This window comes from Paenibacillus medicaginis (assembly GCF_042138635.1).
Lineage (GTDB): Bacteria > Bacillota > Bacilli > Paenibacillales > Paenibacillaceae > Paenibacillus > Paenibacillus medicaginis.
In genome coordinates this window covers 78,967-92,265 of the sequence record NZ_JBHIRY010000015.1, presented here as the reverse complement: position 1 = coordinate 92,265, position 13,299 = coordinate 78,967, and the positions used below count along the sequence as shown (strand labels likewise).

The 13,299-nt window shown below is 50.6% G+C and carries 14 protein-coding genes and 1 riboswitch; of the genes, 6 read left to right on the top strand and 8 right to left on the bottom strand.

All coding sequences use genetic code 11. From position 1 onward, the window contains the following. Positions 1–104 precede the first annotated feature (104 nt). A complete protein-coding gene (locus ACE5LO_RS15955; RefSeq protein ID WP_375521004.1) occupies positions 105–2,333 on the top strand; it encodes a heavy metal translocating P-type ATPase in 2,229 nt (742 codons plus the stop codon). Between the two features lie 139 nt (positions 2,334–2,472). Here the strand turns inward: ACE5LO_RS15955 and ACE5LO_RS15950 are convergent, their stop codons facing one another. Both ACE5LO_RS15950 and ACE5LO_RS15945 read right to left on the bottom strand, forming a co-directional pair. Continuing rightward, positions 2,473–2,844, bottom strand: a complete 372-nt coding sequence (locus ACE5LO_RS15950; protein WP_375521003.1) for an ArsR/SmtB family transcription factor — start codon at positions 2,842–2,844, stop codon at positions 2,473–2,475. A 428-nt stretch (positions 2,845–3,272) separates the two neighbouring features. Then, positions 3,273–3,488 (bottom strand): hypothetical protein, encoded by a 216-nt coding sequence (locus ACE5LO_RS15945; protein WP_375521002.1) that lies wholly within the window; start codon positions 3,486–3,488, stop codon positions 3,273–3,275. 247 nt (positions 3,489–3,735) lie between these two features. Here ACE5LO_RS15945 and ACE5LO_RS15940 point away from each other — a divergent pair, with 247 nt between their 5' ends. Both ACE5LO_RS15940 and ACE5LO_RS15935 read left to right on the top strand, forming a co-directional pair. Beyond that, positions 3,736–4,269 carry a DinB family protein gene (locus tag ACE5LO_RS15940; protein WP_375521001.1) on the top strand — a complete coding sequence of 178 codons (534 nt, stop codon included), beginning with the start codon at positions 3,736–3,738 and terminating at the stop codon, positions 4,267–4,269. A 24-nt stretch (positions 4,270–4,293) separates the two neighbouring features. Further along, positions 4,294–4,827 carry a DinB family protein gene (locus ACE5LO_RS15935; protein WP_375521000.1) on the top strand — a complete coding sequence of 178 codons (534 nt, stop codon included), beginning with the start codon at positions 4,294–4,296 and terminating at the stop codon, positions 4,825–4,827. A 30-nt stretch (positions 4,828–4,857) separates the two neighbouring features. Here ACE5LO_RS15935 and ACE5LO_RS15930 read toward each other — a convergent pair whose 3' ends face one another. From ACE5LO_RS15930 to ACE5LO_RS15920, 3 genes are all read right to left on the bottom strand, one after another. Next, positions 4,858–5,490 (bottom strand): hypothetical protein, encoded by a 633-nt coding sequence (locus tag ACE5LO_RS15930; RefSeq protein ID WP_375520999.1) that lies wholly within the window; start codon positions 5,488–5,490, stop codon positions 4,858–4,860. 206 nt (positions 5,491–5,696) lie between these two features. Beyond that, positions 5,697–6,902: an MFS transporter gene (locus ACE5LO_RS15925; protein ID WP_375520998.1), complete on the bottom strand. Its 1,206-nt coding sequence runs from the start codon at positions 6,900–6,902 to the stop codon at positions 5,697–5,699. Positions 6,903–7,136: 234 nt separating this feature from the next. Next, on the bottom strand, positions 7,137–7,463 hold the full coding sequence (locus tag ACE5LO_RS15920; RefSeq protein WP_375520997.1) for a winged helix-turn-helix transcriptional regulator: 327 nt from the start codon (positions 7,461–7,463) through the stop codon (positions 7,137–7,139). 226 nt (positions 7,464–7,689) lie between these two features. Then, a riboswitch (cyclic di-GMP riboswitch) is annotated at positions 7,690–7,780 on the top strand. 23 nt (positions 7,781–7,803) lie between these two features. Here ACE5LO_RS15920 and ACE5LO_RS15915 point away from each other — a divergent pair. The 3 genes from ACE5LO_RS15915 (at position 7,804) to ACE5LO_RS15905 (ending at position 9,981) form a co-directional block, all read left to right on the top strand. Next, complete coding sequence (locus ACE5LO_RS15915) at positions 7,804–8,049, top strand: hypothetical protein (protein WP_375520996.1); 246 nt, start codon at positions 7,804–7,806, stop codon at positions 8,047–8,049. Between the two features lie 172 nt (positions 8,050–8,221). Then, the gene (locus ACE5LO_RS15910; RefSeq protein ID WP_375520995.1) at positions 8,222–8,911 is read left to right on the top strand and encodes a response regulator; all 690 of its coding nucleotides are present in this window, start codon (positions 8,222–8,224) and stop codon (positions 8,909–8,911) included. Beyond that, entirely contained in the window at positions 8,911–9,981 is a 1,071-nt protein-coding gene (locus ACE5LO_RS15905) for a sensor histidine kinase (protein ID WP_375520994.1), read from the top strand. The genes ACE5LO_RS15910 and ACE5LO_RS15905 overlap by 1 nt, the downstream gene beginning before the upstream one ends. 121 nt (positions 9,982–10,102) lie before the next feature. On the opposite strand, the gene ACE5LO_RS15900 is transcribed toward ACE5LO_RS15905, so the two are convergent. The 3 genes from ACE5LO_RS15900 to ACE5LO_RS15890 all read right to left on the bottom strand — a co-directional run bounded on the left by ACE5LO_RS15900 (position 10,103) and on the right by ACE5LO_RS15890 (position 13,269). Next, positions 10,103–10,942: a carbohydrate ABC transporter permease gene (locus tag ACE5LO_RS15900; RefSeq protein WP_375520993.1), complete on the bottom strand. Its 840-nt coding sequence runs from the start codon at positions 10,940–10,942 to the stop codon at positions 10,103–10,105. Between the two features lie 13 nt (positions 10,943–10,955). Continuing rightward, positions 10,956–11,822 carry a carbohydrate ABC transporter permease gene (locus ACE5LO_RS15895; protein ID WP_375520992.1) on the bottom strand — a complete coding sequence of 289 codons (867 nt, stop codon included), beginning with the start codon at positions 11,820–11,822 and terminating at the stop codon, positions 10,956–10,958. A 109-nt stretch (positions 11,823–11,931) separates the two neighbouring features. Next, on the bottom strand, positions 11,932–13,269 hold the full coding sequence (locus ACE5LO_RS15890; RefSeq protein WP_375520991.1) for a sugar ABC transporter substrate-binding protein: 1,338 nt from the start codon (positions 13,267–13,269) through the stop codon (positions 11,932–11,934). Positions 13,270–13,299: the final 30 nt, after the last annotated feature.

Here is a 13,299-nt window from a genome sequence, read left to right as displayed (position 1 = left end):
ATACTGCATTGACAATCTTCTCCTTCACTACATATAATAAGTTCAAAACACATGAACAATTATTCATATATAGTTATTTGGCTGCCAGGAAGGGGAGAAGCCTAATGGGTACAGCGGTTGAAAAGGTGAAACGGGAGCTTATACTGGAAGGCCTGGACTGTGCGAATTGCGCCATGAAGATTGAGAACGGTGTGAAGAAGCTGGACGGGGTTATGGACTGTTCTGTTAACTTTGTAAGCAAGACACTTACGATGGAAGTGGACAAAACGCATGATCAGGATGTCGTCACAGCAGCCAAGAAAAAAGTGAATCAGTTGGAGCCTCATATTCAGGTCGTGGAGAAGGGGAACGGAGCTGCTGCGAAAGCGGCCATAAGCCATGCGGCTGCACAGCATGGTCATAACCACGATCATGGTCATACTCATGACCACGATCATGCTCACGACCACAGTCACGGGCACAGCCATGATCATGGGGCAGGCAATACGAAACGCATGATCATTCACTTGATTGCAGGTGCCCTTCTAACAGGAGTCGGGCTATTGTCACCTGTTACGGGAGTAGCGGAGTTTGTGCTGTTTACCATCGCTTATCTTATTGTTGGCGGTGACATTGTCCTCAGAGCTGTCAAAAATATCCTCAGAGGCCAGGTGTTTGACGAGCATTTTCTGATGTCTCTCGCCACCATCGGCGCCTTTGCCATTCAGCAGTATCCCGAGGGCGTGGCCGTCATGCTGTTCTATCAGGTAGGTGAGCTGTTCCAGAGCATAGCTGTGAACCGGTCGCGCAAATCCATCAGCAGCCTGATGGATATCCGGCCTGATTATGCCAATCTGCAGATGGGGAATGAGACGAAGCGGGTAGCCCCGGAAGAGGTTCGTGTCGGTGATCTCATCATAGTGAAGCCTGGCGAACGGGTGCCGCTTGACGGCAAAGTGCTGGAGGGCAGAACCGCCATGGACACCTCGGCTTTAACAGGCGAATCCGTGCCGCGCGAGGTCGAGCCCGGGGATGAGGTATTAAGCGGCTTTGTTAACAAAAACGGAGTATTGACCGTTGAGGTTACTAAAAGCTACGGTGAATCCACCGTTTCCAAAATTTTGGAGCTGGTACAAAATGCAAGCAGCAAGAAGGCGCCAACGGAACAGTTTATTACAAAATTCGCACGTTATTATACGCCGGTCGTCGTCATTGTCGCCACCCTGCTGGCTATCGTGCCGCCATTGCTGATCAGTGGTGCCACGTTTTCCGAATGGGTCTACCGTGCTTTGGTATTTCTGGTCATTTCCTGCCCGTGCGCGTTGGTGGTGTCCATTCCGCTCGGATTTTTCGGCGGGATCGGGGCGGCTTCCAGGCAGGGTGTGCTCGTGAAGGGCAGCAACTATCTTGAAGCCCTGAATGATGTAAAATATGTCGTATTCGATAAAACAGGCACCCTTACGAAAGGGGCCTTTACCGTGACCGGGATTTATCCGGCTAACGGGGCAACCCGGGAGGAGCTGCTCCGCAGCGCTGCTTATGCCGAGCTCCATTCCAATCACCCGATTGCCGAATCCATTCGCGCAGCTTATGGGCAAGAGCTGCAGGCGGCGGATGTTCAGGAATATAACGAAATCGCGGGCCACGGCATTCAGGTGCAGTTTGAAGGCAAACAGATTCTGGCCGGCAATGCCAAGCTCATGAACCGGGAGCAGATTCCTTTCAAGACACCTGAAGAACCGGGAACAGTCGTGCACGTAGCTATCGATGGGAGCTATGCGGGGTATATCGTCATTGCGGACGAGATTAAAGAGGATGCGGAACAGACCATCCGCTCCTTGAAAGAGCTGGGCATGAAGAAGACGATCATGCTTACCGGTGATGCGAAAGCTGTTGGTGAGGCCGTAGGCCGGAAGCTTGGTCTGGACGAAGTGCACGCCGAGCTCCTGCCGCAGCATAAGGTAGAGGAGATTGAGAGGCTGGACCGGCAAAAAGCACGCAGGGACAAAATTGCTTTTATCGGTGACGGCATGAATGATACTCCCGTACTGGCGCGGGCCGATGTCGGGATTGCCATGGGCGGATTGGGCTCGGATGCGGCGATTGAGGCTGCGGATATCGTCATTATGACCGACGAGCCTTCCAAGCTGTCATCCGCGATCCATATCGCCAGACGCACACGCCGCATTGTATGGCAGAACATTTTGTTTGCCCTGGGGGTCAAGGCCGTATTTCTCCTGCTGGGAGCCTTCGGCATTGCTTCGATGTGGGAGGCGGTGTTCTCCGATGTCGGGGTTACACTGCTGGCCGTGCTGAATGCCATGAGGGTGCTGCGTACGAAGGAATTAGCGTAAAATTCGCCAGAAAAAACGAAACACAGCATCAATCCGGAGCCAATATGCACCGGTTGATGCTGTGTTTTTTGAAATCGCAAGAAAAACTGCTGCTCAACGCGGTCTGTTTTCTGTGAATGTGCGTCGACATGCGTTTTTCTTACTGGTGGGTAATATGCTGATGGGTTTGCAGGAAAATTTGCTCCACATGAGTATCATCAAGCGAGTAGAATACCGTTTTCCCAACTTTCCGGCGTTTGACGATGCGTAAATTGCGCAAATAGCGAAGCTGGTGCGAGACGGCGGACTGCCCCATATCCAGCAGCACACACAGATCATGCACACACAGCTCCCGCTCAATCAGGGCGTAGATCAGCCTGATCCGGGTCGGATCGCCCAGCGCTTTGAAGATTTCGGCCATTTCAGCAGCCGTTTGTAAATCAACCAGTTTATTTTTTATGCCATCAAGAACTTCCCTGGGTTGATGGCAGTCGTTATTCCAATCTTCCTCGTTTCTCAGTACGGGTTCCACAATCAATCACCTTCCTCAAGTTCAGCCGCTATTATTCATTATACCGAAAAGGCGTAGGATTTACGAATAATTAAGAAACTGAACAGGAAGAAGGCTGGTCGGATTTTTTATGGTTATAGAATTTTAAGATTTCAGCGGAGCTGAACAATTCTATCATCGCAAGAAAAACTATCTCCCAGGTTTTTGTGCGAAAAAACGTACAAACGAGAGTCCGAGCGAGCCCAGTCGCGGGTTTTTGTGCGAAAAAACGTACAAACGAGAGTCCGAGCGAGCCCAGTCGCGGGTTTTTGTGTGAAAAAACGTACAAACGAGAGCCCGAGCGAGCCCAGTCGCGGGTTTTTGTATGAAAAAACGTACAAACGAGATCCCAAGCGAACCCAGTCTAAACGCGGCCTGTCTTCTGTAAATTACGACGATAGACGTTTTTCTTATTTATGTTTTTTTGCCCATACCGAGAAAGCAATGCGGGCCCCTACAATAACCAGAATCAGGATAATGCCAATAATCAGGCCAGTGTAAGTGCGTTCAGGCTCATGATATACATAGTCCGTTGTCTGCTCCGTTGTGGTGCCGGACTCGGTTGTCCCCGTTTCCTGTTGTGCTGCTGTAAGAATGACAGGCGTTTCTTCATTAACGTACTTCATGGAACTCTCCTTTCTGTGCGTTTGAGCAGTTCTTATTCAGATCCTGCCGGATACTTCCCATTGTAATTGAACTTCGGGCGCCAGGACAGCTTGCTGCAAGAGGTTTCATAAATCGTTCAGGATTGTCCCTTTTTTTGTGAAAATACGGCTTGACCCAGAGTGGAATCTGACCAGTAATGCTTTGGATGTGCAAGAGGGAAAAACAAACCGTACCTAGAATATTTAGAAAGATAAGGAGAGTGATGATGTGAGCAAAAAATCATTGCAAGTGGCAGCCTTGCCGGGATATGAGCCTGAAATCGGGCGTTGGCTATGGTGCTTGGAGGATGTCCGCAGAACCATCTTGGAAAAGCTGAACGGCCTGGCCCCTGACTTGCTGGATCGGCAATTGGAGGGGCGGCACAGCATCGGCTCGCTGCTGTATCATATTGCACTTATTGAGGCGGATTGGCTATATGTCGAGGTGCTTGAAGCCACCGAATATGAACCGGAAATTCGTTCTCTATTTCTGCAGGAGGACAGGTCGGAGGACGGCTCCCTGGTTCATGTGGAAGGCCAAACCCTGGAGCAGCATCTCCATCGTCTGCAAGCGGTCCGCGACAGGCTGCTCTTTCATTTTAAAGGCATGGACATTACGGACTGGAGAACCCCAAGGCAGCTTGAATCCTATGATGTGGCTCCTGAATGGGTGATTTATCATTTGGTGGAGCATGAAGCCCATCATAGAGGGCAAATCTTCGAGCTTTTGCGGAATTTGCAGCCGGATCGGGTAAATGGTTAATAACATAAGGAGAGAAGGGGTGTTATGCTGAAACTGGTTGAAGCGGTGATTGAGGATATGGACAAGCAACTTGAGCGGATCGTGAAAAGCATGGAACCGCTGGATGATTCACAGATATGGAGCAAGGCCAGGGATACAATGAACAGCATTGGAAATCTATGTCTCCATCTGGCAGGCAATGAGCGCATGAATTTGATCAGCGCCATTGGTGGTGGGCCGTTTACCCGGGAAAGATCGAAGGAGTTCACTACAGAAGGCGGCATATCCAAGGAGGAACTGATCCGCCATCTGACGGATACAAGAGCGGAAGCGAAGGAAATACTGTCCCGGCTTACCGAAGCGGACCTGGACAGAGAGGTGGCTATCCATTACGGGCTGGAGGATTGGAACCGGATGCTGCGAGTGCAGGCCGAGGAGGACGAAACCCACGAGATCAAGGTGATTGGCAAGCTGCTCGTTGCCGTCGCTGCACACTATGGGTATCATGCGGGGCAAATCGTGCTGCTTTCCAAGCTGCTGAAGGATACGGGAGAGCATATAACAGGACAGTATCATTGAAAATGCAAAACCGCCTGCAGTGGGCGGTTTTCACATTTTTTTGTATATGTTCAATGCCTCGGAGAGGAACTTTGTGTCATAACCCGTTTTCTGGTGAATTCTAGTACACCATTGTTCTATAGATTCTGCTTCAGGCTCGTTGAATAATCCTTCGGTTGTGCTCAGAAAGCTTTCCCAGTCATAAAACTCCCAATGGGCGGTTTCATTTTTATAGGGAACCCTGCATTCCAACAAAGGCTGCTTCTGAATCGTATTTTGCGAGATTTCGGCTTCTTGCCAAAACTCATGGATCGGGATGGGGGCAAGATGAAAGCTTTGCTCGCTGCTCTTTCCGTTTGGCCTATGGTATAGAACGGTGAACAAATCACCAGCCGATTGCACTTGTATCTCTGCCGCAGGAAAGTGGCCCTTTAATCTCTCTTCAGTATAATCTTCACTATCGGCATCTAATAGCACCGGATTGAGCCACTGATCTCCCAAATCGCAATAATAGCGGTGTCCGTCCTCATTTTTCGCAATAACGGCCACATTCGCATCCTCTGTTCCCATATCATGGCCGACCGGATAGGCTTCAATTCCCTCTTTTTCAAACTCATGCAGCAGCCACAATGCGAGGTCAAAGCAATTGCCCGTAATGCCATACTGCTCGCGATGCTCCTTCATTAGAGCTACTTCCCTTTGTTTAGCCCCGGCGGTCTGTTGAAAATACCATGCTTTGGTTAAGGTTTCCATCGGGAAATGATCGAATTTTCTCCATACGCTTAAAATATCCTTGGTAGCAAAAATACGCCATTCTCCTCTCACAGGGGCCCGTATTCAAAGGGACTGCTTCTCCCAACGGGAAAGAAACAGTCCTTGTTTAAATACCATTATACAACTTCCCCGGTAGGGACGTCTTTGTCTTTTCTGGCGAGCAGCAGACTCCAGCCTGTCAAAATTACAGCTCCGACCACCATTAGACCGCCGATCCATGAGGTGTGAATAAGTCCTGGGCCGTCCACAATCAGGCCGCCTAAGTAAGCGCCAAGGGCGATCCCGCCGTTAAAGGCTGCGATATTGATTGCGGAAGCGACATCCACAGCTTGTGGCACAAAACGCTGGGCAAGGTTCACGACGTACACCTGAAGACCAGGCACATTCATGAAGGCAAACAGGCCCATCAGAATAATCGTAGCCAGGCCGGCCACTTTAAATGGGGCTGTGAAGAACAGAATAAACAGGACCACCGCCTGAATAATAAACATATACAGCAGCGCCGAAAGCGGCTTGCGGTTGGCGGCCTTGCCGCCGATGATGTTGCCGATGGCAATCGCAAGGCCATATAGAAGCAGAATGAAAGCTACGGTTGTCTCTCCAAAGCCGGTAATATCATGCAGCAGGGGAGACAGATAGGTAAAGACGACAAAGGTGCCTCCGTATCCGAGAGCCGTAATCAGAAAAGCAAGCAGCAGCCGTCCGTTGGTAATTAGCTTGATCTGATCCCGTACCGGAGTTTTGCCTCCCTTCCGCAGATTGCTTGGAACGAGAATCAAGTTGGCGATCAGGGCCATAATACCGATCACTGCTATGGTTATAAAGGCTGCACGCCAGCCCAGTTGCTGTCCGAGAAACGTGCCAAAGGGCACACCGGTAATCGTGGCCACGGTCAAGCCGGAGAACATGATGGATATGGCACTTGCCCGCCGATTTTCCGGCACAAGGTCAGCCGCAATGGTTGAACCGATGGACATAAATACGCCGTGCGAGAAAGCGGAAATGACCCGTGCCGCAAGCAGTATGCCGATTCCACTAGAGAAGGCTGCAAGTGAATTGCCGGCAATGAACACGATCATAATCCAGATCAGTAGCGTTTTTCTTGGTATTCCTGAAGTTAGAGAGGTTAATACCGGAGCGCCGAAAGTAACGCCTAATGCATATAAGGTGACCGTTAATCCGGTCATGGTTACAGATATATTCAAGTCTTCAGCGATAAGGGGAAGCAATCCCACGCTGATGAACTCCGTTGTCCCGATCGCAAAGGCACTGATGGCCAAAGCCAGCAGCGACAGAGTACTGCGTTTATTGTCCGACGACATGTTCAGTTCCACTCCTATTTTTATATTTTAGCCGGCCGGCAAATGCTATTATGGATGCTTCGCGTGAAAAAGAATAGTACGTACTTTGAAGTACTATAGGTACTTCCAGGTACCTATAGGAAGGGAGCGGGAGGAAAGAAGACGCAGATCACGGAAAAAGCCGGAGTCCTGAGTTACAGGAATCCGGCTCTTCCGTGTGCAGATGATTTAAGTGCATGTTCCGAAGCAGCGGCATTAAACCTCGACTGCTTGACTGTCTTGTTCAATATGCTTTTCGCCCCATGCGCACATGGCATCCAGGACAGGCTTCAGGGACCAGCCGTAATCGGTCAGGGAATACACCACCTTGGGCGGAACCTGCTCGAAGATTTGCCTTTTCACAAGTCCATCCTCTTCCAGCTCCCGCAGCTGCTGTGTGAGCATCTTCTGCGTAATACTAGGCATCAGCCTTTTCAGCTCGCTGGTCCGTTTGTCGCCTTTATCCAGATGACACAAAATGACTGCCTTCCATTTGCCGCCCATCACCTCAAGCGTTGCTTCGACTGGGATATTGTAAGCCATATGTTTACCTCCTGAAAAATGAATGATAAGTGGGATACTTTGGTTTTTATAGAATCTGAACGTGTATAGGTTCTTTCAGAAATGTACATATCCATTAAGGAACTACAATCTATGATAACACTACAATAGAAAAAGTAAACAAGAGTGATGAATAGCGTTTTTTGCGGTAAGATGTCGAAAAAACAGAAAAAATATATTATATTATTTTAAGTGGAGGATCCACCATTTATGTCAAGGGCAAACTTGCCGAAAGGCAAGGACGCAAAGCTGCAGGCCTAAGGATGCAATTAGGGATCTATGGCGGCTGAGCTACCTTAAATTCGGAGGGAGAAATAACAGGGTGAGCAGTATTTATCAATCGGATGTGGAATTTGTATACAAAAGTAGAGAAATCAAGCTTGAGGAGTGCCGAATTACTTGCGAAACGGGGACAAGGCCTACGATTGGCGATTTTGCTGATAAGTTCAAAGAATACGGCGTGGAGACGAGACTGTATGATTTATACAGCATGACATTTAAACCCGTTGACCCGTTGAATACAGATATCATATCGATCCGGGTGCTCCGGACATTCCAAATACGTTAATGCTTAAAGCACTGGAGGGATTTCTTCCGGTGCTTTTTCATTTGCCAGCGGTCTTCAAAAGATCTTCACAAGTTTAGGTTAAACAGGAATGGTGAAAGTAATAAGCAAGGGGATTCTTACATATTCGGAGTGGTATAATTCCGGTATAACTTGGGCGACGGAGGGACATGCCTTGAAAACCGTTCTGGTGGTAGATGATGAACAGAAAATTCGCGAGGTCATCGCTTCTTATTTGCAGAAGGAGCATTATCACGTACTGGAATGTGCAAGCGGTGAGGAAGCGTTGGCTGTACTGCGCAGCCAGCGGGTTGATCTGCTCATCTTGGATCTGATGCTGCCCGGCATGGAAGGGGAGACCGTCTGCCGGGAGGTGCGCAAATTCAGCTCCATACCGATTCTCATGCTGACCGCAAAAGTAGCCCAGGTGGATCGCATCAGCGGATTGTCCATCGGAGCAGATGACTACATGATCAAGCCCTTCGATCCGAATGAGGTGGTTGCCAGGGTAAAAGCAATTCTGCGCAGGACAGATGACTCGCAGCTTTTGGTGGATGTTATTTCATTTAATGGAGGGCACCTCCGCATTGATTCGCTGAAAAATCAGGTATACCACTACTCGGAGCCGATCAGCCTTACACCAAGTGAGTATAAGCTGTTGCTTCTGCTCGCCAAATATCCGCAGCGCCGCTTTCCGCGCGAGGAACTGGTCGACAGGGTGATGGGTCTCGGGTTTGATGGGGATATCCGCATTATCGATCAGCATGTCAAAAATGTACGGCAAAAGATCGAGCAGGATCCCCGCAATCCGCGCTACATTCTTACGGTGTACGGCTTTGGCTACCGGTTTGGCGGTGAGGACTGATGTTCAACCGGCTGTATATCCGGCTGGCCGTCACTATCGTCGGCATGGCTGCAGGCATTCTTGTCATGTTTGCTCTGGTTATTATGGCTGCCGCTCATTATCACATTTCCATGTATATGGAGCAGATGTCACTGGCAAGTAAAAGACTGTCTTCACTGATGGATCATCTGGAGAGCGCCCTCATTCAGTCGATTTGGCTGACAGGTTTGTTTTCGCTGCTGCTGGCGCTTATTATCGGGGTTTATTTTGCGAAACGCATCTCCCGCCCGCTGGTCCATATGAAACAGGCCGCCGAACGGATCAGCAGGGGCAGCCTGGACGTTCGTGTCAGCACGCAAGGCAGGGATGAAATTGCGGAGCTGGGGGCCTCCCTGAATCGGCTGTCCGAGCAGCTACAGAAACAGCAGTCGCTGCGCATATCCATGTCCCAGGACATCGCTCATGAGCTGCGCACGCCGCTGACGACGCTGAAGAGCCACATGAGGGCTTTGGAAGACAGGGTCTGGGAGCCAACACCTGCGCGGATTCACTCCTGTCTGGAGGAAGTGGAGCGTCTGATCCAACTCGTCAGCGAGCTGGAGGAACTGAATGTAATGGATTCGCCAGAATTCCAGCTTGCACGGAAAGAAGAGAGTCTGCGAATCGTTGTCGGAAAGGCTGCTGCACTGATGGAAGCCGCTTTTCTTGAGAAAGGGGTGCAGCTCTGGTACGAGGACATTTCAGATATCAGGCTGCTTATAGATGCGGACCGGATGAAGCAAATTCTTGTGAATCTGCTGACCAACGCCCTTCACCATACGCCTGCCGGGGGGACTGTCAGTGTCCGGGAACGTAGGGAAAAAGGGGCGGTGTGCCTCGTCATTAGCGATACGGGATCAGGGATTTCGACGGAGGATCTGCCGTATATTTTTGAAAGGTTTTACCGGGGGGACAAGTCGAGGAATCGGCAGACAGGCGGAAGCGGGATGGGACTGGCGATTGTGAAAAAGCTGGTGGAGGCCCATGGCGGTGAGGTGTGGGCGCAGAGTGATAACAGCGGGGCCCGCTTTTATATTCGGTTGCCCATGTGATATTTTCATAAAGTCTTCAGAGGTGATTCAAAAAGTCCATGTTTTGTTGCTTCATCGCAACGGAACATGGACTTTTCTGCTAAAGCGGGAAATCAATCGGGCACAACCCATGTCTCGTTTATTACTCCTTCGAGCCCGTGTTGGCAATGCCCTGCACATAATAGCGCTGCAGCGGAAGCAGCAGCACGACGGGGATCAGAATGGACAAGATGACGGCGGCGAACATTTCGTTCCAGTAGGTCGCGTATTCGGTGACGAAGTCGCTCAGCGCGACCTGAATCACTTTATACTCCTTGGAGCGTGTCACGATGAGCGGCCACAGGAACGATTCCCACTGCTGAATGAAAATAAGCAGGCTGGCGCTGACGGTGACAGGCTTGCACAAGGGCATGACGATATTTGCATACACCCGCAGCCAGGAGGCCCCGTCCATACGGGCCGATTCCACCAGGGACGTCGGCAGCTCCAGAAAAAACTGGCGGAACAGAAAGATGACGAGTCCGTTGGCGATGCCGGGAATGATGATGCCTGCGTAGGTGTCCACCCAGCCCAGACTGTTGACCAGGCTGTACAGCGGGATGGAAATGACCTCAAACGGAATCATGAAGGTGATCAGCACCAGCAGAAACAGCAGCGTTTTTCCGCGAAATTCGAAATACACGAAAGCAAACGCCGCCATGGAGCCAAGCAAAAGCCCGCCAAGAACGTTGACCGCCCCGACAAAAAAGGTGTTCAGAAAAATTCGTCCGAACCCTCGCTCCGCAAACAGCATTTGATAAGCGTCCAATGTAAAATTGGACGGCCAAAACGTTTTCCACGTAATCGGCGACATATATTTATAAATGTCCTCCAGCGGACGGAACGACGAAACAAAAGCAAACGCCAGCGGCAGCAGCACCAGCAGCGCCACAGCGATGTGTACAGCATACAGCAGCAGATGAGAACGGGTAAATCGGTTCACGTCGAAATCCTTTCTAGTGGGAGGTCCGCAGCCATTTAAACTGCAGGGCGACAACGGTCAGCGTAATCAGCAGCAAAATAACCATCATCGCGGACGATCTGCCCATATCGGAATATAGAAAAGCGTTGTTAAAGCTTTCAAGCATCAGCACGTTCGTACTGTTTTCGGGCCCGCCTTTGGTCAAAATGTACATCGGTGAAAACAGCAGGAAATTCGCCGTCGTCACGGCCACGACAATAAAGGTCAGCGGGCGTTTCATGAGCGGAACCACTACATGGACAAATTGCTTCCAACGGCTTGCTCCGTCCAGGGACGAAGCCTCCAGCAGCGAAGCGGGAATCTCCTGCAGACCGGCCAGCAGGAACAGCGCCCAGTAGCCGACGCCCTTCCAAGACGCAATCGCGATAATGGAGCCAAGCGCCTGCGAGCTGCTGCCCAGAAACGGCTGCGGGTCCAATCCCAGCGCGACCAGGATCGAATTCACGACACCCTGCTCGGGACTGAGCATAATGTTCCAGAGGACGCAGGCGGTCGGGACGGATACGGCGACAGGCACGAAGTGAATGCCGCGAAAGAAAGCAATGCGCTTGATTTTCGTATTTAACAGCATCGCCAGCCCGAAGGCCAGCACAATTTGCAGCGGGTTAATGATCAGATTGAACACTAGCGTCACCTTTAGCGAATTCCAGAAGACGGGATCAGCGAACAGGGACTGGTAGTTTTGCAAGCCGACGAAGCTTTTTTCACCAGTAATAAACTGTGTTGTGTATACGCTCTGTACGACAGCACTGAAAATGGGATACAGCTTGAACAGCAGCAGCCCGGCAAGGGTAGGCAGCAGAAAGAGCAGGATGGGGCCAATATTATTTTTCAGTTTCATATGTTCACCTTTTGCAGCAATCCGGATTCAGGTTCAGGAGGGACCGCGGCATCCTCTTGAAGGAAAAAAAGGGGGAACAGGGCTCAGCCTTCGTCCCCCCCGGATGCGGTCAATTTGCTGCTGCATCCTTATATTTTTTCAATTGGTTATCTATGACGTCGACGGCAGCATCCAGCGCTTTTTGCGGATCGGTGCCATTTTTCATATCTTCAAACGCCTTGTTCATATTCGTTTCCCATTCCAGGTAACCTGGCGTTTTCGGGCGGGGCACGGCTGTTTCACGCGATTCCTTGGCAGCGATGCGGATGACGTTGTCAGGGAACTGCTCATATTTCGGATCGGTGTCGATGGAATTGAGCAGATCGATCTGCGGCGGCAGCGTGCCGCCTTCTTCAAACAGGATTTTGGAGCCTTCGCCCAGTGTCAGAAACTCAATGAACTTGGCGGATGCTTCTTTCTTCTCGGAGTATTTGGAGATGCCCACGTTCCATGCCCCGGTCGGTGTGGCTACCTTCTGCCCGGCAAAATACGGATGTAGCGTGACGCCAAAGTTCAGGCCGGAATCCCGGATTTTCGGCATGTTCTGGTTGGTGGATACGAACATCGCGACTTTACCGGATGTAAAATAGTCGATGGATTCCTCTTTCTTGATTTTCGGGCTGACTTTATCCTTGTTGAACAGGTTTGCGTAAAATTGGAATGCCTTCACGGCCTCCGGCGAATTTGAATACCCGCTGGACACCAGTCCGTCGTCGCTGAGCATTTTGGCCCCCAGGCTGTCCGCCAGAGCCAGAAGCTGGTACGCTTTGCCCACCTGCTCGAAGGAAAATCCGTACACGTCGTCCGAAGTCAGCTTTTTCGCCAAATCCCGCACTTCCTCCCACGTCATGCGCTTGTCTGCGTCCGGGAACGGAATGCCTTTCTTTTCAAAAATATCTTTGTTGTAATAAAGCACCTGGCTGGAGCTGTTCATCGGTGCGGCCATGAGCTCGCCTTTGTACGATACCGTCTCTACCGCAGATTTCGTCCATTTGACCTTGGCGTCGGCCGGGAGCAGCGAGTCCAGCGGCTCCAGGTAGCCTTTCACGGAATAGTTCATGACCAGCGGCGTATCGGCAAACAGCACGTCCAAATCCTTGGCTTTGGAGCTGAGCTTGATTTCAATCGTTTCCGTCAATTGGTCGATTGGAACGAGATTCATTTTGACCTTGATGTCCGGATTTTGCTGCTCGAAAGCTTCGACTACCTTCGTGAGAGGTTTCTCGTAATTGGAATAGGCCTCAAACGATATTTCTGTTGTTGCCGAAGGAGTGGAGCTTTGCCCGTTCGAGCTTGTTGAATCGGTAGGTGTGCCGCTCCCTTGGGAACAGCCTGTAAACAGGACGGCTGCCGCCAGCAGGGGTGTACACCAGGCGGCAAAGCGTTTTGCCGGTTGTTTGGAAATCATGTACGTTCCACCTCGATAGATTTATGATGT